16 protein-coding genes are annotated in these 20,219 nt (G+C 68.1%); 13 read left to right on the top strand and 3 right to left on the bottom strand.

The window, feature by feature from the left end:
* Positions 1 to 180 precede the first annotated feature (180 nt).
* Positions 181 to 1,122, top strand: a complete 942-nt coding sequence (locus tag P1P75_RS17205) for an aromatase/cyclase (RefSeq protein WP_319256162.1) — start codon at positions 181 to 183, stop codon at positions 1,120 to 1,122.
* 51 nt (positions 1,123 to 1,173) lie between these two features.
* Positions 1,174 to 2,175, top strand: coding sequence for a methyltransferase (locus P1P75_RS17200; RefSeq protein WP_319256160.1), 1,002 nt, complete (start codon positions 1,174 to 1,176; stop codon positions 2,173 to 2,175).
* A 45-nt stretch (positions 2,176 to 2,220) separates the two neighbouring features.
* Here P1P75_RS17200 and P1P75_RS17195 read toward each other — a convergent pair whose 3' ends face one another.
* Entirely contained in the window at positions 2,221 to 2,958 is a 738-nt protein-coding gene (locus P1P75_RS17195; protein ID WP_319256158.1) for a TetR/AcrR family transcriptional regulator, read from the bottom strand.
* Positions 2,959 to 3,090: 132 nt separating this feature from the next.
* Here P1P75_RS17195 and P1P75_RS17190 point away from each other — a divergent pair, with 132 nt between their 5' ends.
* The 6 genes from P1P75_RS17190 to P1P75_RS17165 all read left to right on the top strand — a co-directional run bounded on the left by P1P75_RS17190 (position 3,091) and on the right by P1P75_RS17165 (position 10,642).
* On the top strand, positions 3,091 to 4,047 hold the full coding sequence (locus tag P1P75_RS17190; RefSeq protein ID WP_319256156.1) for an ATP-binding cassette domain-containing protein: 957 nt from the start codon (positions 3,091 to 3,093) through the stop codon (positions 4,045 to 4,047).
* On the top strand, positions 4,044 to 4,829 hold the full coding sequence (locus P1P75_RS17185; RefSeq protein WP_319256154.1) for an ABC transporter permease: 786 nt from the start codon (positions 4,044 to 4,046) through the stop codon (positions 4,827 to 4,829). The genes P1P75_RS17190 and P1P75_RS17185 overlap by 4 nt, the downstream gene beginning before the upstream one ends.
* A 192-nt stretch (positions 4,830 to 5,021) precedes the next feature.
* Complete coding sequence (locus tag P1P75_RS17180) at positions 5,022 to 6,494, top strand: FAD-dependent oxidoreductase (RefSeq protein WP_319256152.1); 1,473 nt, start codon at positions 5,022 to 5,024, stop codon at positions 6,492 to 6,494.
* Positions 6,495 to 6,881: 387 nt separating this feature from the next.
* Positions 6,882 to 8,084 carry a cytochrome P450 gene (locus tag P1P75_RS17175; RefSeq protein ID WP_319256151.1) on the top strand — a complete coding sequence of 401 codons (1,203 nt, stop codon included), beginning with the start codon at positions 6,882 to 6,884 and terminating at the stop codon, positions 8,082 to 8,084.
* Between the two features lie 67 nt (positions 8,085 to 8,151).
* Positions 8,152 to 9,417, top strand: coding sequence for a beta-ketoacyl-[acyl-carrier-protein] synthase family protein (locus P1P75_RS17170; RefSeq protein WP_319256149.1), 1,266 nt, complete (start codon positions 8,152 to 8,154; stop codon positions 9,415 to 9,417).
* On the top strand, positions 9,410 to 10,642 hold the full coding sequence (locus P1P75_RS17165; RefSeq protein WP_319256147.1) for a ketosynthase chain-length factor: 1,233 nt from the start codon (positions 9,410 to 9,412) through the stop codon (positions 10,640 to 10,642). The genes P1P75_RS17170 and P1P75_RS17165 overlap by 8 nt, the downstream gene beginning before the upstream one ends.
* Positions 10,643 to 10,787: 145 nt before the next feature.
* Here P1P75_RS17165 and P1P75_RS17160 read toward each other — a convergent pair whose 3' ends face one another.
* Entirely contained in the window at positions 10,788 to 11,792 is a 1,005-nt protein-coding gene (locus P1P75_RS17160) for a ketoacyl-ACP synthase III family protein (RefSeq protein ID WP_319256145.1), read from the bottom strand.
* 254 nt (positions 11,793 to 12,046) lie between these two features.
* Here P1P75_RS17160 and P1P75_RS17155 point away from each other — a divergent pair, with 254 nt between their 5' ends.
* The 4 genes from P1P75_RS17155 (at position 12,047) to P1P75_RS17140 (ending at position 15,438) form a co-directional block, all read left to right on the top strand.
* The gene (locus P1P75_RS17155) at positions 12,047 to 12,304 is read left to right on the top strand and encodes an acyl carrier protein (protein WP_319256143.1); all 258 of its coding nucleotides are present in this window, start codon (positions 12,047 to 12,049) and stop codon (positions 12,302 to 12,304) included.
* A gap of 40 nt (positions 12,305 to 12,344) precedes the next feature.
* On the top strand, positions 12,345 to 13,154 hold the full coding sequence (locus P1P75_RS17150) for a methyltransferase domain-containing protein (RefSeq protein WP_319256141.1): 810 nt from the start codon (positions 12,345 to 12,347) through the stop codon (positions 13,152 to 13,154).
* A 566-nt stretch (positions 13,155 to 13,720) separates the two neighbouring features.
* Positions 13,721 to 14,377 (top strand): response regulator transcription factor, encoded by a 657-nt coding sequence (locus P1P75_RS17145; RefSeq protein ID WP_319256140.1) that lies wholly within the window; start codon positions 13,721 to 13,723, stop codon positions 14,375 to 14,377.
* Between the two features lie 311 nt (positions 14,378 to 14,688).
* A complete protein-coding gene (locus P1P75_RS17140; protein WP_319256138.1) occupies positions 14,689 to 15,438 on the top strand; it encodes an SDR family oxidoreductase in 750 nt (249 codons plus the stop codon).
* A 77-nt stretch (positions 15,439 to 15,515) separates the two neighbouring features.
* Here P1P75_RS17140 and P1P75_RS17135 read toward each other — a convergent pair whose 3' ends face one another.
* A complete protein-coding gene (locus P1P75_RS17135) occupies positions 15,516 to 16,328 on the bottom strand; it encodes an AfsR/SARP family transcriptional regulator (protein WP_319256136.1) in 813 nt (270 codons plus the stop codon).
* Between the two features lie 222 nt (positions 16,329 to 16,550).
* Here P1P75_RS17135 and P1P75_RS17130 point away from each other — a divergent pair.
* On the top strand, positions 16,551 to 20,219 hold a 3,669-nt coding region (locus P1P75_RS17130), incomplete at its 3' end, for a beta-ketoacyl synthase N-terminal-like domain-containing protein (protein ID WP_319256134.1).

Here is a 20,219-nt window from a genome sequence, read left to right as displayed (position 1 = left end):
GGTGCCGCGTCACGGACCCTTACAGGCTCGTTTCGAGGTCGCGTCAAGCCTGTGCCGTTGGCTTCGACGCCGAATCGACGCCGGATCAACTCGAAGGGTCCTCGAAGCGTGGTCGAACGCAGCCGGACATCGTCAGGCGCGACGGTTCCAGGCACTACGACGCTTGTGAGGTGGCTTGTTGTGTCGAGCACGCAGCAGCATGTCGACCACGGCGCGACCATCGACGCCGACTACCAGACGGTGTTCGAGCTGGTCGCGGATGTCGCGCGGTGGCCGCAGTTCCATCTGTCCGCCGTGCACGCGGAGATACTCCACAGCAACGACAAGGGTGATCTGGTCCAGCACTGGTCGCTGGTCAGTGACTCCGCCGTCCGTACATGGCGGACCGTGCGCCGCACCGACCGGACGGGACGCCGCATCACGTTCGCGTACGTGGAGGCCGATCCGCCCGCCACCGAGATACGCGGCGAGTGGGTGTTCACCGAGCTGGCGCAGGACCGTACCCGGGTCGAGCTGCGCCACCATGTCAGCGCGCCGGCCGGCGCCGATCTCGGCCCGCTGCTGGACAGGATCAACCAGGACAGCAAGGAGCACCTCGACACGCTGCGTGACACGGCGCAGCGGCGTGCCGAACTGGACGACCTCGTCCTGTCCTTCACCGACCCGCTGTTCATCGCCGGTTCCATCGAGGACGCCTACGACTATCTCTACCGTGCGGACCTGTGGCCCGAGCGCATTCCGCACGTGGTCGGGCTCGCCATGACGGAGGATGTGCAGAACGTCCAGTTCTTCGACATGGACACCAAGGGGCCGGACGGCGGCACGCACACCGTCCGTTCCGTGCGGATCTGCCTGCCGCCCAACCTGATCGTGTACAAGCAGATCTCGTTGCCCGCGATGCTGGACGCGCACACCGGCCACTGGCGGTTCACCGAGACGCGGGAAGGCGTCGTCGGCGAAGCCCGGCACACCAGCACGATCAAGCCCTCGGCACTGTCACTGCTCGGCAGCGGGACGACGATCGGTGAGGCACGCCGGTTCCTGCGGCGCCTGCTGAGCGGTAACAGCATGAGCAACCTGAGCCTTGCCAAGGCATTCGCGGAGGAGCGCGCCGGATTCTGAGCCGGGCACGCCGTGTTCATCGGACAGACAATCGTTGATCCAGGAGGGGCAATGGCCGAGAAGACGACCGCCAGAGGCGGGGGAGTGTGGGCAGCGGCCGATCTGTTGACCCCGATGGCGATCCGGGTGGCGGCGACGCTGCGGTTGGCCGACCACATCGTGGCGGGCACCCGGACGGCGGAGGCGCTCGCTGAGACCGTGCGGGCGGACCGGGACGTACTGGGGCGGCTGCTGGACTACTTGGTCTCCGCCGGAGTGCTGTCCCGTGCGGGGACCGCCGCCTACGACGTGACGGACATGGGCCGGTACCTGTGTGACGGCGAGCCCGAGGGAATGCGGTCGGTGCTCGACATCGAGGGGGCGATCGGCCACGCCGAGTTGAGTCTCGTCCATCTGCTGCACACGGTCCGCACCGGTGAGCCCGCGTTCCAGCAGCAGTACGGTCTGCCGTTCTGGGAGGACCTGTCGGCCGACGACGAGCGTGCCGAGTCGTTCGACGCGCAGATGGGAGCACGGCTGGCGGTGCACGCGCCGGCCGTGGCCGGGGGATATCCGTGGGGAAGACTTCGTCATCTCGTCGATGTCGGCGGTGGCGACGGCAGCATGTTGATCACCATTCTGCGGGCCCATCCCGACCTGCGCGGGACGGTCGTCGACCTGCCTGGACCCGTGCGTCGGGCCGGCAAGGCCATCGCGGCCGCCGGTTTCGAGCACCGTGCCGACGCCGTGCCAGGCAGCTTCTTCGACGAGCTTCCCGCCGGAGCGGACGGCTATCTGCTGTCGAGCATCCTGCACAACTGGAACGACGAGGCGGCCGCCCGCATCATGCGACGTTGCGCCGAGGCGGCGTCGACGACGGGAAGCGTATTCGTCGTGGACTATTTCAACGACCAGAGGCAGACGGAAGGCGACCTTCGCATGCTCTGCTACTTCGGGGGAAGGCAGCACACCCCCGAGCAGCTGGGCGAACTGGCCGGAGGCGTCGGCCTGGAGATCGTGTCCATCGTGCCTGCCGGTCGTATGTCCATCGTGGAACTGCAAGCGTCTGGCTGACCACGGATGCTCAGCGAACACGAGCCGGTGCCGGTGCCGGTGCGGTTATTCAGCGGTGCGCGGCATGTTCTTCTCGGTGGCCGCCGAATACCGGGCTTCGATTCCCGCCAGGATGATGGCCAGTCCGGTGTCGAACTGTTCGTCGGCCTCGGCGATCTCGGCCGCCTCGGTCATCCTGCTCAGGTAGGGGAACTCACCGGTGGCGAGCAGGGTCACCAGGTACGGCTTCATGCGCATCCGCCAGTTGTGGCGATCGACGCCGGACTGGTTCACGTTCTCCCGCTCGGTCAGCTCGGCCTGGACGGCACCGCTGACCCAGGAGTAGATCAGGTTCATCACGTCGATCGAGTCGTCGATGTCGAGACCGCAGCCGCCGAGCACGGCGAGATCGCGTTCCATGCTGCGCAGGTAGTTGGGGCCGATGATCGGGCGGGTGGAGAGGAGCGGAGCCAGCCAGGGATGGCGCAGAAAGTTCTGGCGTCTGCGGTGCGCCAGGACGATCAGGTCCGCGCGGAGGTCACCGGTCGGCTCCTGCGGCTCGAAGACGGTCGCCTCGTCGATCATCACCGCCCACAGGTCTTCCTTGGTGGGCAGGTATCGGTAGAGGGTCATCGCGCCCGCGCCGAGGTTCCTGGCGATGTTTCGTACCGAGGCGGCTTCCAGCCCCTCGGCGTCCGCGATCTTGATCGCCACCGTGGCGATCTCTCTGCGACTGTGCGTCGGCACCGGGCCGCGCGTGGGCTTCTCCGGTCGCATCCAGATGATGGGCTTGGGGTCCGACACGGCCACCAGCATACGCGTGCGAATCATCTGCGTACACCGCACCCGGTGCACTTGCGTACGCCGTACGCGGTTCCCTATCGTGGAACCGCGTACACTGCACCCAGTCGGGAGAGGGCCGTGGAAAAATCGATCGTGTATACGAAAAACCTGCGAAAGCAGTACGGGGACGTCGAAGCGCTGACCGGCTTGGACCTGGCCATTCCGCCGGGGCTGGTCTACGGCCTGCTCGGCCCCAACGGTGCGGGTAAGAGCACCACCCTGCGCATCCTGAGCACGCTGACCCGGCCCACCGGTGGGCAGGCCGTCGTCGCCGGGTTCGATGTGGCCCGGGAATCGGGGGAAGTCCGCAAGGCGATCGGGCTGGCCGGTCAGGACGCCACTCTCGACGACAAACTGACGGCCAGGGAGAACCTGCGGATCTTCGGCCGCCTGTCGCGCCTCGGTGCGCGTGGGGCCCGGCGGCGCGCGGAGGAACTCCTCGAGCGGTTCGACCTCGCCCACGCCGGCGATCGGCTGGTCGGTACCTACTCCGGCGGCATGCGCCGTCGGCTCGACCTGATCGCCAGCCTGTTGCGTGCTCCCGCGGTGCTCTTCCTCGACGAGCCCACCACAGGGCTCGACGTCCGCAGCCGCATGGAGATCTGGGACACCGTCCGTGAACTGGTCAGCGACGGCACGACGGTTCTGCTCACCAGCCAGTATCTGGAGGAGGTGGACCAACTCGCCTCCGCCGTCGGGGTGATCGACCACGGACATCTCATCGCCGAAGGCAGCCCGGCCCAGCTCAAGTCTCAGATCGGCAGCCACATCGACGTCGTGGTGGAGTCCACGGACCATGTGGACAAGGCCATGTCGGTCCTCGAAAGGATCACCGGCCGGCGACCGGAGGCGGACGGACTGCACATCGTCGCCGCCGCGGTGGACGCCGTGCCGACCCTGCCGCAGATCGTGCGTGAACTCGACGCGTCCGGTGCCGTGATCCGTGACGTCGGGATTCGCGAGCCGAGCCTCGACGACGTCTTCCTGTCTCTGACCGGCAAGACGGCCGAGTCGGCGAAGCCGGCCGAAGCGCAGGAGGTGGCGGCATGAACGTCCTCGTCGACGGCTGGACCCTGACCCAGCGAAACCTCCTCCGGCTGCGTCACGAACCCGGAACCCTGCTCACCATCCTGCTGATGCCGACGGTGTTCGTGGTGCTCTTCGGATACGTGTTCGGCAGCGCGATCGGCATCGACGGCTCCTCGAACTACCGCGAGTACATGATGCCGGGGATGTTCGTGCTGGGCAGCGGCACCGCGCTGTCCTCGGCGATGGTGGACGTCTCGATGGACAACGCGCGTGGGGTGATGGACCGCCTCCGCTCCATGCCGACCAACCGCGTGTCCGTGCCGCTCGGCCAGAGCAGCGCGGAGGGAGTCATCGGAGCGTACGGTCTGGTCGTCATGATGCTGTGCGGTCTCGTCGTCGGCTGGCGGGCACACAACGGCGTATGGAAGACCCTGGCCGCCATCGGCCTGCTTCTGCTCTTCCGGTACACGCTGGCCTGGGTGGGGACCTACCTCGGACTGGCGATCCCTTCGGCGTCCACCGCGGCTGCCCTGGCGCCGTTGACGCTGCCGCTCACCATGGTGTCCAACGCGTTCGTGCCCACCGACGGGATGCCGGGCTGGCTGCAGGTGATCTGCGAGTGGAACCCGCTCAGCGCGTTGGCGACGGCGACCCGGGAGCTGTTCGGCAATCCCGGTGTCCCCGGTCCGGACGCCGCATGGCCGCTCGCGCATCCGGTGGCCGCGAGCCTGTTGTGGGCCGGGCTGCTGTTGGTGATCTTCGTACCGCTCTCGGCGCGCAAGTTCGCCCGAGCGGGACTGTAGTCATTCCTTTGCCGGCTGCTCTGCACGCGAACATGCCCTCGGAGCTGGGCTGACCGGACTGTCGAAGGTCCGGCCACCCCAGCCTCCGCAGGGGCGCCCCGTCCCCGGTCAGGCCGGCGGACAGGTCACCAGGCTCACTACTGAGAACAACCCTGAATCACGTTCAAGAATGAGTGAAATGAATGGGGAGTCATGCGCGTAGTGATTGTCGGCGGCGGCACCGTCGGGCTGTGCACCGCGGTTTTCCTTGCCCGCCAAGGGGTGTCGGTACACGTTCTGGAGCGCCGGGCCAAGGTCAACGACCATCCGAGGGCGTTCGGCCTCAGCGACCGGTCGGCGGAGATCCTTCGCGAGGCCGGCATCGAGGTGGAGACGGCGAGCTTTGGCCGGGGCCTCATGACCGGACCGAGCCTGAGCGAACTGACCGCCGTCACCTCAAAGTTCGAGCGACCGGAGATCGGCTCGGCGCAACTGGGCAGTTGCCCGCAGGACCGGATCGACCGTGCCGCCGTGGCCCTGCTGCGCGACATGGGAAGCCGGGTCGACTTCGACAGTGAGGTGGTCGCTGTCGGGGACGACAGCGTCACCACCAAGGACGGCCGTGTCGTCACGGGGGACTACCTGATCGGCGCCGACGGAATCCGCAGCAGGACCCGGGACCTGCTCGGCATCGGCGTGACCGGCCCGGGGCCGTTGGGCGACTCACACATGCTCAACGTCCTGTTCCGCGCCGATCTGCCGGCCCCGCCGCTCTCCATGACCTTCCTGCGCAACGAGCGGGCGTCCGGAATCCTGTACCGGGTCGACGAAGACGGCCGCTGGATCTTCCACATCCACAACGGCGATCCGGACACGCCCGCCGAGCAGATCCAGCAGCGGATCAGGGACGCGACGGGCGTCACGGAGGCCCAGCCGCAGCTCATCAGCCAGATACCGTGGGCGCCGATCGCACATGTGGCCGACGCGTTCAGGCGGGGCAGGTTCTTCCTCGTCGGCGACGCGGCACACGCGTTGCCGCCGGTCGGCGGTTTCGGACTCAACACGGGTATCGCTGACGGCCACAACCTGGCGTGGAAGCTGGCCGCCGGGGGCGAGGCCCTGCTCGACACCTATGAGGCCGAGCGCCGTCCGGTCGCGTTGTTCACCATGGAACAGAGCGTGATCCGCGCGCAGAACCACGACCTGCACTGGAACAACGATCCGAGTCTGGCCGCCGACCGGGCCGCCGTCGGCATGGCGGGTGTCATGATCCCCGTCGTCGGCTACCGGTACGACTCAGCCGCGGTGATCGATTCGGAACCGCTGTCGGACATGGAGAATCTCGTGCTCGACGGCGCCCCGGGCAGCCGCCTGCCGCACCGGTGGCTTCCGGACGGACGCTCCACCGTCGACCTTGTGAGCGGCTTCACGCTGCTGACCGGGACCGCGGCCGGCCACTGGCTGGACGCCGCACGGGCACTGGGCATCACGGCTCACGCGCTCGAAGGCTGGGCCGAGGCCGCCAACATCAAGGAGGACGGCGCTGTGCTGATCCGTCCCGACGGATTTGTCGGCTGGCGTACGGCGACCACGCGAGCGGCCGACTCCAGCGAGCAGCAGCTGCGGGACGCTCTTGACCGGATCCTGTGCCGGAAGAGCCCGGACGCTGTCACGCAGGAGGCCTGACACCGGATCCCCGACACGGTCATGCGGCCGGCACCGGCTGTACAGCCGGTGCCGGCCGCATGCCGTTCGGCGGTCCTGTCGATCCGCAGACCCGGTCAGTTCCGTTCGAGAATGCAGCGGACGCGTGGGCCGCCGAAGCAGCCGCGTATGACGTGATCCGGCACGGCCCGCCGGAACGCCCGGTGCTCGGCCTCCCCAGAGCTGAAGCAGAGCCCGTCCGTTTAACCGACCACGAGTTTCTCTCGAACCGATGCGGCGAAGCTTGGCGTACTACGTCGCCTTCCAGGCTGTCCGCGAATGAACGCCGCCATAACGCACCTTCGGCACAGCACGGTGGGCCGAATCACCTCGGTTACCAACGGAGTACCAAAGCAGAGGAGGCGGACGATGGATTTCGGCGCGGATCCCTATCCCCAGTACGCGTGGCTGCGCGAGCAGGAGCCCGTCGTGCAGGTCATGGAAGGCCAGGGCCTTTACGGATTGCTGGTGACCCGCTACGAGGACGTACGGATGTTGCTGTCCGACACCCGGATGAGCAAGGACCCGCGCAACGCGCCGCTCGACTGGCAGGAGGCGGGCAAGGGGCGGCCGCTGGAGGACCGGACCGGGCTCGGGACACACCTGCTCACCACGGACGGGCTCGAACACACGCGGCTGCGCCGGCTGGTCTCGACCGCCTTCACCGCCCGCCGTGTCGAGAGCCTGCGCGGCCAGGTACAGCAGATCACGGACGGGCTTCTCGACGAGATCGTGCCGAGAGGACGCGTCGACCTGGTCACCGAGTTCGCGTTCCCGCTGGCGATCACGGTGATCTGTGAGCTGCTGGGAGTTCCCTCGGCGGACCAGGAGATGTTCCGCCGGTGGACGAAGGACTTCCGCCGGTGGACGAACAAGACCGGCTCCGACCAGGCCGAGAGCGAGAACGCGCGGCCGGTCGGACTGCGTGACCTCCTCGGATACCTCACCGAACTGGTCGACAAGCGCCGAGAGGTGCCGGCCGACGGTCTGGTCGACGCGCTGATCGCGGCCAGGGACGACGACGACCGGCTGAACGAGACCGAGTTGCTGTCGATGATGTCCCTGCTGCTGATCGGAGGCTTCGAAACGACCGTCAATCTGGTCGGGAACGGCACGCTCGCCCTGCTGCGCCATCCCGACCAGCTCGCGCTGCTGCGCGAGCAACCGCACCTGGTGGAACCGGCCCTGGAGGAGATGCTCCGCTACGACGGGTCGTTCGAGACGGCGACGTGGCGGTTCCCGCTGGAGCCCATAGAGATCGCGGGTACCCGCATCGAGAAGGGCCACCCGGTGCTCCTGTCACTGGCCTCGGCCGACCGGGATCAGGCGAAGTTCAAGGAACCGGACCGTTTCGACGTCATGCGCTCCGACAACGGGCACGTGGCATTCGGACGTGGTGCGCACTTCTGCCTCGGCGCTCCGCTGGCCAGGCTGGAGGGCCGGATCGCCTTCGACGGGCTGCTGCGCAGGCTGCCCGGCCTCACATTGGCCGTACCGCCCGAGGAACTGCGCTGGCAGCGAAGCCTCACGATCCGCGGGCTGGAATCGCTGCCCGTCACATTCGATGCCTGACCTCCGCTAGCAGGAATGAGATTCCCATGCCACATGCTGAATCGAGCACGCGAACGGTGAGCACGCGATGAATCGACGGGTCGCCATCACCGGCATTGGCGTGCGTGCCCCAGGCGGTGGAAACGCCAAAGAGTTTTGGGAACTGATTTCGTCCGGCACCGCGGCCATTCGCACCATCTCGCTGTTCGCCCCGTCCGGGTTCCGCTCCCGGGTCGCGGGCGAATGCGACTTCGATCCGGTGGCGGAGGGCTTCACCGCGCAGGAGATCCGGCGGATGGACCGGAGTGCGCAGCTCGCCGTCGCCGCGACCAGGGAAGCGGTCGCGGACGCAGACCTCGACATCGACACGGTCGACCCGCATCGCACGGGGACCAGCGTCGGCAGCGCCATCGGCGGCACGATGAGCCTGGACCGGGAGTACAACGTGCTCTCCGACGGCGGCCGCAAGTGGCTTCTCGACCACGAGTACGCGATGCCGCATCTGTCCAAGTACCTCGTCCCGACGTCGATCGCCGCCGATGTGGCCTGGGAGGTCGGTGCGGAAGGTCCCGTGGCGCTGGTGTCCACGGGCTGCACCGCGGGCATCGAATCGGTGTCCCATGCGGCGCGGCTGATTCGCGAAGGCTCCGCCGACGTGATGCTGGCCGGCGGCACGGACGCGCCCATCTCACCGGTCTGCGTCGCCTCCTTCGACGCCATCAAGGCGACGACCCCTCGCAACGACGACCCGGGCACCGCGTCCCGTCCGTTCGACCGCACCCGGAACGGGTTCGTGCTCGCCGAAGGCAGCGCGATGCTGGTGCTGGAGGAGTGGAACCACGCCAGGGCCCGTGGCGCGCACATCTACGCGGAGATCGGCGGCTGGGACGTGCGCGCGAACGCGTTCCACATGACCGGTCTCCGCACCGAGGGCACCGAAATGGCCAAGGCCATCGAGGTGGCGCTGCGGATGGCCGGGCGCACTCCCGAGCAGGTGGACTACGTGAACGCGCACGGCTCCAGCACGGTACAGAACGACAGGCACGAGACGGACGCGTTCAAGCGCAGCCTCGGCGATCACGCGTTCCGGACGCCGGTGAGTTCCATCAAGTCCATGATCGGCCACTCGTTGGGCGCGATCGGCTCCATCGAGATCGCGGCATGCGCGATGGCCATGGAAGCCGGGCTGGTTCCGCCGACGGCCAACCTGCACGAGCCCGACCCGGAGCTGGGTCTCGACTATGTCCCGCTGGAAGCGCGGCCGGCGGATCTGCGCACGGTGCTCAAGGTGGGCAGTGGGTTCGGTGGATTCCAGAGCGCCATGGTGCTGACCAGGGGGGATTTTGATGAGTGACACCATCCCGGCGCCGACGCGCCCACGCGCGGTGATCACCGGACTCGGGGTGGTCGCTCCGAACGGGTTCGACGCCGATACGTACTGGGACGCCGTTCTGCACGGACGCAGTGGGATCGAACGGATCACTCGATTCGAACCGGATCAGTACCCGGCCAAGCTGGCGGGCGAGGTGGCCGGCTACGACGTCCGCGAGCACGTCCCCGGCCGGCTGGTGCCGCAGACCGATCAGGCCACCCGGCTGGCGCTGATCGCGACGGACGCCGCGGTCGGCGACTCCGGCCTCGAACTGGCCGCTGTCCCGGACGACCAGGTCGGTATCGTCACCGGCATCTCCGCGGGCGGACTCGAGTACAGCCAGCGCGAGTTGGAGAAACTGTGGAGCCTCGGCGGCGACCACGTCAGCGCCTATCTCTCGTTCTCCTGGTTCTACGCGGTGAACACGGGGCAGATCTCGATCCGGCATGGACTGCACGGCCCCGGCGGGGTCCTGGCCGGACTGACGAGCGGGATGGACTCCATCGCCCAGGCCCGCCGGCACGTGGCCGACGGTCTGCCGGTGGTGGTGTGCGGCGCGACGGACAGCACGTTGTGTCCGCTCGGGTGGGTGATCGAGCTGACCACAGGCCGGATGAGCTCGGTGACCGACCCGGAGCGGGCCTACCTGCCCTTCGACGCTGCCGCGTCCGGCCATCTGCCTGGTGAGGGTGGCGCCATCCTCATCGTCGAGGAGGCCGGGTACGCACGCGCTCGGGGGGTTCAGCCGTACGGCGAGATCGCCGGGTACGCCTCCACCTTCGACCCGCGGCCCGGTTCGGCTCGGGAGCCAGGGCTGCGCCGGGCCATCGAGTCGGCGCTCGCGGACGCCGGTGTGACGCCTGCCGAGGTCGACGTGGTGTTCGCGGACGCGGCCGGCGTCGCCGAACTCGACCGCGCCGAAGCCGCTGCCGTGACCGCCGTGTTCGGTCCCCGGGCGGTTCCGGTGACAGCGCCGAAGACGATGACCGGCCGGCTGTATTCCGGTGGCCCGGCGCTCGATGTGGCCACCGCGTCGTTGAGCATGCGGCACGGCGTCATACCGCCCATGATCAATGTGGCCGAACCGGTCGGCTCCGATCAGCTCGACCTGGTGCTCGGCCGGCCGAGGGAGACGACCGTCTCCACGGCCTTGATACTGGCCCGCGGCGACGGCATCAACTCCGCGATGGTGCTCACGGCGGCGTAGCCGACGCCGGTGGCGCGACCGGCGCGTCATCATCAGGGGCAGGACACCGTAGGGGCAGCCATCAGCGATGGCTGCCCCGTACGGCGTCGGGCCGGAGGAGTCCACCCGGGCACGACCTGCAGACGTCGGCTCCCGAGCGCCTGGTTCATGGTTTGGCGATGATCTCCAGGATGCCGGCGGTCCAGGTGAAGCCGGCTCCGACGCCGGACAGCAGGCAGGTCTGACCGGGCTCGAGGGCGCCCTCGGAGACGAGGTGGGCCAGCCCGGCGAACTGGTCGCCCGCGCCGAGATGCCCCACCTGCCGCCCCCAGGACCAGGTGGATCGCTGCGGGTCGATGCCGAACGGGTCGAAGTACTGGGCCCGCATCCGGGTCCGGCCCAGGTTCGGCAGCACATACCAGTCGATGTCGCTGAACTTCACGTCCGCTTGGGCGCAGGCCCGGTCGAACGCCTCCCGTTGACCCGCCTGGATGCGGTTGAGCAAGGCCTCCACCCCGAGCTCGCGCACCAGGGCGTCGCTGTTCAGGTCGACCGGCGATCCGGAGGCCATCGGCGCGTCGCTGAACCGCTCCTCCCGGCTGCCGCGCTCCAGCCCGGAGTCGGACACCGAGACAAGGCCGCGGATTCTGGCGAATCCGGTACGGGTGGACAACACCACGGCGGCGCCGCCGTCGCCGAAGGGAGAGCTGGGGTCGCTACGCCACCGGTCGAAGCCGGGTAGGCAGAACCTGTCGGCCGTGGTGACCAAGGCGTTCGGCCGATCGTTGGCGGTCAGGTAGCTTGCCGCAAGCTCCAAAGCGATCATGCCACCGTTGGACATCTGGCGGACCTCGATGGCCGGGCATGAGCCACCGCCGGAGAACTGCTGGATGTACGACGCCGGCGGCCATACGTCGTGACCTTGGTGGTACGTGTAGGCGTGCAGCAGCAGGTGGAGGTCCTCCGGCTCGCACGTGGCGCGTTCGAGGGCGGCCCGTGCGGCCAGCACCGCCATCTCCGGTGCCGACTTGTCTGCCGAGACGCACAGCGACTCGATGCCGGTGTTCCAGACCCGCGCCCGTTCGACAAGGCCGGCTCGTTCCGCCTCGTCGAGTGTCATGCGCTCGGGCAGCCACGAACTCGCGGCGGATATGTAGAGTTCATCGCTCATTGGCGTCCTCCCACGGATTGAATCAGGTACCCGCATCGGTCAGATTCGTCCTGTACGGCGGAGGCTCGTTCGAGGCCCAGGCGAGGCCTTGCCGCATTGCCGCCCACCGACGGTCCTCCGGAATCGGCTCGGCCGGGGAGATCGTTTTCTTCCTTGGCCAAATGATCGCCTGCCGCCGTCGATCGGAACTCGACCGGGTGTCGAAGGGTCCCCGCAATCTTGGTTTCCGACGTCACGAGACGAAGGGGGCAACAATGGCGACGTTCACTCAGGCGGAGCTGGTGGACTACGTACGCCGGGCGGCGGGCGAGGACGACGGGGTCGGCCTGGACGGCGACATCGCCGAGGTCACGTTTGCCGATCTGGGCTATGACTCGGTCGCGATGGTGGAGGTGACGCTCCTGGTCGAGCGAGAACTCGGGATAAGCCTGCCGGAGGAGAAGACGGGCAAGGACGCGACTCCGAAGGAGTTCGTGGATCTGGTCAACGAGTTGCTGCCCGCGTCGAAGTAGCCGCGGACCCGGTGCGTGGACGACTCAATGAGGGGATGTCATGTACAGCGCAAAACATGAGCAGCGCTTCGACAACGACGCGCCGGCGGCAACCGAGCAACTGGGCCTGCTCTCCGAGATCCTCAACCGGGAGACGTTCAGCATCCTGGGCGAGGAGGTACGTGTCGGTCACGGCTGGCGCTGCTGGGACGTGGGCGCCGGGGAGGGCTCCGTGTCCCGCTGGCTGGCCGCCAGAGTGGGAACGTCCGGACATGTGGTGGCCAGCGACCTCAAGCCGCAGCACGTGCCCAGCCATCCACGCATCGAGGCGATCCGTCATGACCTCACCAGTGACCCGTGGCCGGAGCCGGAGTTCGATCTGATCCACGCCCGGTTGCTGTTGATGCATCTGGCCGACAAGGAGGCCATCGCGGTGAAGCTGGCCGCGCACCTGCGGCCGGGCGGTGCGCTGGTGCTCACCGACTGGTACTCCGGTCACGCCGACGAGGGCCTGATCAAGTCCCCGGTCGACGACTACACCGCGCGGATCTTCCAGGAGTACCACGACGGCGTGCTGAAACTCGCCGGGCAGACCGGTATGGACTTCGGCTGGGCGGCGCGTACGCCGGACGTGCTCTCCGCCGCCGGCTACCGGGATCTCACGGTGCGGGACCATCAGGCACCGGGAGAGGGCGGAACACCGACCGCGCGGCTCGCTCGGCTGCACAGCTACATGCTGGAGCCCTTCCTGCTGAGCCAGACCAAGTTGACCGCCGCCGATCTCGACGTGATCCGCCAGACGCTTCTGGACCCGAAATTCGAGATGGTGACAAACCACACGCACACAACCGTCGTCAGGGTGCCGAAGTGAGAATGGGCGAGAGGAGGCACGACACGTCGGGAAAGGACGCGCGCGAGGTGCCTGGCTGAAATTGGCCGCCATGGCGGTTACAGCAGCGGCTGACCGAACAGTCACAGCAGGTCAGACCGGGGCAAAGGCCATCGTGCACCTCGGGGTCGAACTTCACCGTCCTCCCTGAGCCCTGCACGGTGGCCCCTGCTCTGCTCCGGGGCTGCGCATCGGACCGGTGGAAGCACACGAAGGGCCCCCGCAGGCTTGCCGGCCTTCTCTCCCTCTCCCTCTCCCTCTCCCTCTGCGCCGAGAATCAGTCAAGGATTTGACATGTTCTTGTCGGGAAGTGGGGGCGCGGGTTACGGTTGTTGCACCGGCGAACATCGGGGGGGTTATGAAGGCTGCTGCGGCACGGGCCCTGACGGAAAAGCGACGCACCCACTTCGCGGTCGGTAATGTCAAGCCGGCGCCGGAGCTCTACAGACAGTTGCAGCCCCGAAGTCCTGCCGTGCGCAGCACCTCCAGGATTCCGGCACCGTCGCGGGAATTGTCATGGGAATTACCGTTCCGCTCTGGGGAATGCCATGCACCGTGACCGCGACGGCCGCTTTCGGATCGTGCTTGTCAACGACCATACGCTGCTGCGCGAGGCGGTGTGCGAGGCGCTCGACGCGGAACCGGACATGGCCGTGGTCGGCGACGTCGCCAGCGGCGCGGCCGGCGTCCTGCACTGCAAGATCGAACAACCCGACGTCGTGCTGCTCGACGTCAACATTCCGGGCGAGTCGGCGACCGAAACGGTGCAGGCCATCCGCGCCGCATCGCCGAACGCCAGGATCCTGATCCTCGGCACGCTCGACGACCCGGCGCTGGTACGCCAGTTGCTCGACTGCGGCGTTCGTGGCTACCTGACGAAGTCGGTGAACCGGACCGACCTGGTGTCCAGTGTCCGCGCGGTGTGCGCCGACGACCTCCGCATCGTCCTTCACGTATCCGCCGAGGCGTTGACCCATATCGCCTCTGCGGCGAACTACCCGGACATGCTCACCAAGCGCGAGCTGGAGATTCTTACCCTGGTGGGCAAGGCTATGAGTAACCGGCAGATATCGCGGCGGCTGACGATCGCCGAGGGCACGGTGAAGCGCCATCTAGGGACCATCTTCACGAAGTTGGGTGCTCATTCCCGGCTCGATGCCGTCAACAAAGCGGCATCCATAGGGATCATCACTCGCGTCGAGTAGGACCTTCGAGAGTTCCCCACCGGCCGGCGAAACCGTTATGTCGGCGTGCTCCTTTGAGGCTTACTCGTAGCGCGTTCGCGGCGTATTCGTGGCTGGCAAGAGCAGTGCACCACTTGGCGCTTCACCGGGTTGTTGCCGCCGTCTGGAGCTGATCTAATCCTTGGCCGGAGAGCCTTCGTTCCCTGTTCTCAGAGGGCCGTCAATCCGAAAAGGCCGTAGGGCACGTGAATTCATACTCGCCCGACGTCCGGCAGGTAGTCGACACTGAATTCGGTTACTGGGTGGAACCATCAAAGAGAGGTTCACAGACTGTGACAAGCTTAAAGGGCAAGACCGCGCTGGTGACCGGCGGTCGGACGGGCATCGGCTTCGGTATAGCCACCGCGCTGGTCGAGCGGGGCGCGAACGTCGTGATCACCTCGCGCAGTGAGGACAAACTGCGTGAGGCAGCCGCCGAACTCGGTGACGAACGGGCTGTCGGCGTCGCGGGCGAGGCCAACGATCCCGAGCATCAGCGGATCGCGGTGGCGACCGCCGTCGAACGGTTCGGATCGCTCGATCTGCTGGTGAACAACGTCGGCGGTACGGAGAGGAACGCCCGCCGGCTGGTCGAGACCGACGTGGCGGCCTACCGGAACACCATCGAGATGAACCTGGTGACCGCGCTGACCTGGGTGCAGGCGGCCTGGCGCGGCTGGCTCGGCGAGCACGGCGGCGCCATCGTCAACATCTCCTCCATCGCCAGCATGCTCGCCGTCCCCGACGGCACCTCCTACGGGACGGCCAAGGCGGCGCTGAACCACTTCACCAAGCAGATGGCGAACGAGCTCGCGCCCGGGGTCCGGGTGAACGCCGTCGCGTCCGGCACGGTACTCACCGATTTCACCAGGGTGACCGTCGAGGGCAGGGAAGAGAAGGTGGTCGGCTCCGTCCCGCTGAAGCGACTCGGTACACCCGCTGATGTCGGTGCGGCCGTGGCCTTCCTGCTCTCGGACGACGCGGCCTGGATCACCGGCCACACCCTTGTCGTCGACGGCGGCAGGCTGCTCCACAACAGGTAGCAGGGCGGCAGCGCGATCGAGGATCGCCTCCCGGCGATCCTCGATCCGTCACCACGGCCTTCCCGCAGAGCGGGGAACTACCAAGTGACCTGCTCCGAACGGGGCTTCTCCAACAGCTCCCGGACCGACCAGGAGTCGCGTCCGGCCAGGACCTCCTGGTGCAGCTCCCGCAGTATCTCCGACGGTTCGAGCCCGAGTTCGCTCGACAGCGTCTTGCGTAAGTGCTGGTAGGCGACCAGTGCCTCGTTTCGTCGGCCGCTGGAGGCCAGCGCCTTGATCAGCTGCGCGTGGTACCACTCGTTGAGCGGGTCGGCCAGCAGTGTGGCCTTCAGCTCGCCGACGAGTTCCCGGTGCCGGCCCAGCATCGCGTCTGCCTGGATGCGCAGTTCGACGGCATGCGCCCGCTGCTCCGTGAGATGGACGACGTGCGCCTGGATCGACGGGCCGGCCGTCACGTCGGCGAGCGCCGGTCCCGACCAGAGGTCGAGCGCCTGCCGCAGCAGCCGCCCCGCCGCGGCCGGATCACTGGCGGCCAGCGCGGTGCGCCCCTGCTTGGTCAGCCGGAGAAACGCTTTCAGGTCGAGCTGGTCCGGGTCCACCCGGAGCATGTAGCCGGTGCCGCATGTGGCGAGCACCTGCTCGACCGTGTCCTTTGGTACCCACGGCTCGAACTGACGCCGCAGCTGGTAGATGTACGTCTGCGCGGTGGGGACGGCGCTCTTCGGCGGCTTGTCGCCCCACAGTTCGTCAATGATCGCGTCGAGCATGACGATGTTGTTCGCGCGCAGGAGCAGCTGTGCCAACACACGCCGCGCCATCGGCGCGGTCGGCGTGCAGTCGCCCAGATCGTTGGTGACGGTTAGGCGGCCGAGTACCTGGAATCGCAACACTGACGAATGCCTCCACACGATTGATCGTAGGGATGGGCCTCGATCCAGACTCTGCCGGTTGCTTTACTCGGCAAGCAATGCTTCGGGGCGAAGGTCCCACACCGGTGATCTTGTCGGGTCGCGTCGACTACAACCTTCGTCGCATTCCCATGGACGAGAGGTTTGCGTGCGGCGGCACCGGCAGAGCCCGCATTCCCGAGAGCAGAGTGAGAATCCGCTGTCATGACAGAGAACTTCGTGAAAACGAGTGGTCAGGACGTCGTCGCGGTGGTCGGTCTGTCGTGCCGCCTTCCGGGCGCGAGCTCCTCCGAGGCGTACTGGGACCTGCTTGCCGCCGGCGGGGAGGCCGTCGGCGAGATACCTGCCGACCGCGCCGTACACGTCGGCGCACGGGTGGGCAGGGCCGGACTGATCGATGGGGTCACGGACTTCGACGCTGCCTTCTTCGGGGTGTCGCCACGCGAAGCCGCGGCGATGGATCCCCGGCAGCGACTGATGCTGGAACTGGCGTGGGAAGCCCTCGAACATGCGGGAGTCGACCCGTCGGCGGTGCGTGGTGACCGGGCGGGCGTCTTCCTCGGGGCGATGGGGGACGACTATGCCGGGCTGGTGCGCGACCAGGGCGTGGGAGCGATCGACGGCTTCACCCTGTCCGCGCTCCAGCGCGGCATCCTCGCGAACCGGATCTCGTACTTCCTGGGACTGTCCGGCCCGAGTGTGGTCATGGATTCGGCGCAGTCCTCGGCTCTGGTCGCCGTCCACCAGGCGTACGAGAGCGTCCGCCGCGGGGAGTCGGCGTGGGCGCTTGCGGGTGGCGTGAACCTGATCCTCTCGCCGGAGTCGACGGCGACCGCGAGCGAGTTCGGGGCGCTGTCGCCGGACGGCCGGTGCTACACCTTCGACGCGCGCGCCAACGGCTACGTGCGTGGCGAGGGCGCCGGCATGGTGGTGCTGATGCGACTGGCGGACGCCCTCACGTACGGCCACGAGGTGGTGTGCGTGATCCGCGGCGGCGCGGTGAACAACGACGGCGGCGGCGAGCAGCTGACCACGCCGAGCCGGTCGGGGCAGGAGGAGATGCTGCGGGCGGCCCTCGCCGCGGCCGGGCTGAGCCCCACCGAGGTGGGATATGTGGAGCTGCACGGCACCGGCACACCGGTGGGGGACCGAGTGGAGTCGGCGGCGCTGGCCGCGGTCTTCGCCGACCGGGACCGGCCGCTGGTGGTGGGGTCGGCGAAGACCAACGTGGGGCACCTGGAGGGCGCGGCGGGAATCGCCGGCTTCCTCAAAGCGGCGCTGTCGGTCCAGCGTGGGCAGGTGCCGGCGAGTCTGAACTTCACCGCTCCTGCGGACGACGTCCCGCTCACCGAGCTGGGCATCGAGGTCGCTGTCGAGTTACGCGAGTGGCCGGGCGAGGGACCGCGGGTGGCCGGCGTGTCGTCGTTCGGGATGGGCGGGACGAACTGCCATCTGCTGCTCGCGCAGGCACCAAAGGCCCCGCCGGCCGAGGAGGGCCGCCCCGCGGAGGCGGGCACGATTCCGTGGCTGGTGTCGGGCGGCACCGTGCAGGCCTTGCACGCCCAGGCCGAGCGGCTGGCCGCTCATGTCGCCGCACAGGACGATCCGGACCCCCTCGACATCGGGTTCTCGCTGGCGACGACCCGCGCGGCGCTCGCGCACCGGGCCGTCGTGATCGGCACCGACACGGCCGAGTTGAGCGATGGCCTGACCGCGCTGGCAGCGAACGAGCCGGCGCCGAATGTCGTGTCCGGTGTGGTCTGCGAGGGCGGCACGGCCTTCATGTTCACCGGACAGGGTGCGCAACGAACCGGCATGGGACGGGATCTGTACGCACGGTTCCCGGTGTTCGCCGACTCCTTCGACGCGGTGTGCGCGCAACTGGATCCGTTGCTGGGCAGAGGGCTGCGGGAGATCGTGTGGTCCGACGCGGACCTGCTGGGCCGGACCCGGTACACGCAGGCGGCGCTGTTCGCACTGGGGACGGCGTTGTTCAGGCTGGGGGAGTCGTTCGGAGTACGTCCGACGCACCTGATCGGCCATTCGATCGGTGAGGTCACCGCCGCGCACGTCGCGGGGGTGCTCTCGCTGTCCGACGCCTGCACGCTCGTCGCGGCACGCGGACGGTTGATGCAGTCGGCGCCGTCCGGTGGGGCGATGGTCGCCATCAACGCCGGTGAGGAGGACGTGCGGGAGCTGCTGCCCGAGTCAGGGGTGAGCATCGCCGCCGTCAACGGGCCCCACTCGGTGGTGATCTCCGGCGACGGCGACCTGGTGCTCGCGATGGCGGAATCCTTCCGCGCCAAGGGAGCCAAGACCAAGCAGCTGAACGTCAGCCACGCGTTCCACTCCCACCATCTCGACGCGATCCTGGGCGAGTTCGCCGACACCATCCGCGGGCTGACCTTCCACGCACCCCAGATCCCCGTCATCTCGAACCTCACCGGGCGGGCCGCCACCACGGACGAGCTGACCGACCCGGGCTACTGGGCACGCCAGATCCGCGGCACCGTCCGCTTCGCCGACGGCATTCGCACCCTGCACGACGCGGGCGTCTCCCGATGCCTCGAACTCGGTCCCGACCCCGTACTCACCGGCATGGCCCGCGAGACTCTCGCCGAGCAGGCACCGGCGGCGGTGTCCATGATGCGCGCCGGGCAGGCGGAAGTCCTTACGCTGCTCAGGGCGCTCGGCACCCTGCATGCCACGGGGGCAGCGGTGGACTGGACGCCGCTGCTCAACGGCGGCCGCAGGGTCGCGCTGCCCACCTACGCCTTTCAGCGCCGCCGGCACTGGATCGGCGAAGCGCGAGAGGCCGCACCCGTCGCGGAGCCGGCACCCGTCCGAGACCGTGAGGGCCTGCTTGCCCTGGTGCGCACGCACCTCGCTGCTGTCCTGGGATACGACGCGGTCGACATGACGCCGCTGACGTCGTTCAAGGACCTCGGGCTGACGTCGCTCACCGCGGTCGAGCTGTGCGCCGGGCTCTCCACGGAGCTGGGACTGGTCCTGCCCGGATCGCTGGTGTTCGACCATCCCACCCCCGACCGGTTCGCGGCGTACCTGTATGCGCAGCTCACAGGGCACAGCGATGCGGATGACGCGGTGGGCGTCCGGGCAGCCGACGACGGCAGCGCCGATGATCCGATCGCCGTCGTCGGGATGGGGTGCCGGTTTCCCGGTGGCGCATCGTCGCCGGACGAACTGTGGGAGCTGGTGAGGTCGGGCCGGGACGCTGTGTCCGGGCTGCCGCGAGACCGTGACTGGGACCTGGACAACCTGTTCGACCCGGACCCGGAGACCTCCGGGCGGACCTACGTTCGGCATGGCGGCTTCCTCGACGACATCGCCGGTTTCGACGCCGGGTTCTTCGGGGTTTCGCCGCGCGAGGCGCTCGCGATGGATCCGCAGCAGCGGTTGCTGCTGGAGACCATGTGGGAGACGTTGGAGGACGCCGGCATCGAGCCCGGTTCGCTGCGCGGCAGCGACACGGGCGTGTTCATCGGCGCCATGGCCGGCGACTACGGCCCGCGGCTCGACACTCCGCACGGCGGGGTCGACGGATACGTGCTCACCGGAAACACCGGGAGTGTCACGTCCGGTCGGCTGGCGTACTTCCTTGGTCTGGAGGGGCCGGCGGTGACGGTGGACACGGCGTGTTCGTCGTCGCTGGTGGCGATGCACCAGGCCGCTCAGGCGGTGCGCAGCGGCGAATGCTCTCTCGCGGTGGCCGGTGGCGTGACCGTGATGTCCTCACCGGGAATGCTCGTCGAATTCTCCCGGCAGCGTGGGTTGTCGGCTGATGGGCGGTGCAAGGCGTTCGCGGAGTCGGCTGATGGCACTGGTTGGGGTGAGGGTGCGGGGTTGGTGGTG

The organism is Streptomyces sp. ID05-39B, assembly GCF_033794725.1.
Classification (GTDB): Bacteria; Actinomycetota; Actinomycetes; order Streptomycetales; family Streptomycetaceae; genus Streptomyces; species Streptomyces bobili.
This window is presented reverse-complemented; position numbering and strand designations above follow the sequence as displayed.

Excerpts from the sequence above, each read along its gene's own strand:
- P1P75_RS17200 (WP_319256160.1), top strand. The coding sequence starts at position 1,174 with ATGGCCGAGAAGACGACCGCCAGAGGCGGGGGAGTGTGGGCAGCGGCC.
- P1P75_RS17165 (WP_319256147.1), top strand. The coding sequence starts at position 9,410 with ATGAGTGACACCATCCCGGCGCCGACGCGCCCACGCGCGGTGATCACC.
- P1P75_RS17180 (WP_319256152.1), top strand. The coding sequence starts at position 5,022 with ATGCGCGTAGTGATTGTCGGCGGCGGCACCGTCGGGCTGTGCACCGCG.
- P1P75_RS17155 (WP_319256143.1), top strand. The coding sequence starts at position 12,047 with ATGGCGACGTTCACTCAGGCGGAGCTGGTGGACTACGTACGCCGGGCG.
- P1P75_RS17170 (WP_319256149.1), top strand. The coding sequence starts at position 8,152 with ATGAATCGACGGGTCGCCATCACCGGCATTGGCGTGCGTGCCCCAGGC.
- P1P75_RS17175 (WP_319256151.1), top strand. The coding sequence starts at position 6,882 with ATGGATTTCGGCGCGGATCCCTATCCCCAGTACGCGTGGCTGCGCGAG.
- P1P75_RS17150 (WP_319256141.1), top strand. The coding sequence starts at position 12,345 with ATGTACAGCGCAAAACATGAGCAGCGCTTCGACAACGACGCGCCGGCG.
- P1P75_RS17185 (WP_319256154.1), top strand. The coding sequence starts at position 4,044 with ATGAACGTCCTCGTCGACGGCTGGACCCTGACCCAGCGAAACCTCCTC.
- P1P75_RS17145 (WP_319256140.1), top strand. The coding sequence starts at position 13,721 with ATGCACCGTGACCGCGACGGCCGCTTTCGGATCGTGCTTGTCAACGAC.
- P1P75_RS17160 (WP_319256145.1), bottom strand. The coding sequence starts at position 11,792 with ATGAGCGATGAACTCTACATATCCGCCGCGAGTTCGTGGCTGCCCGAG.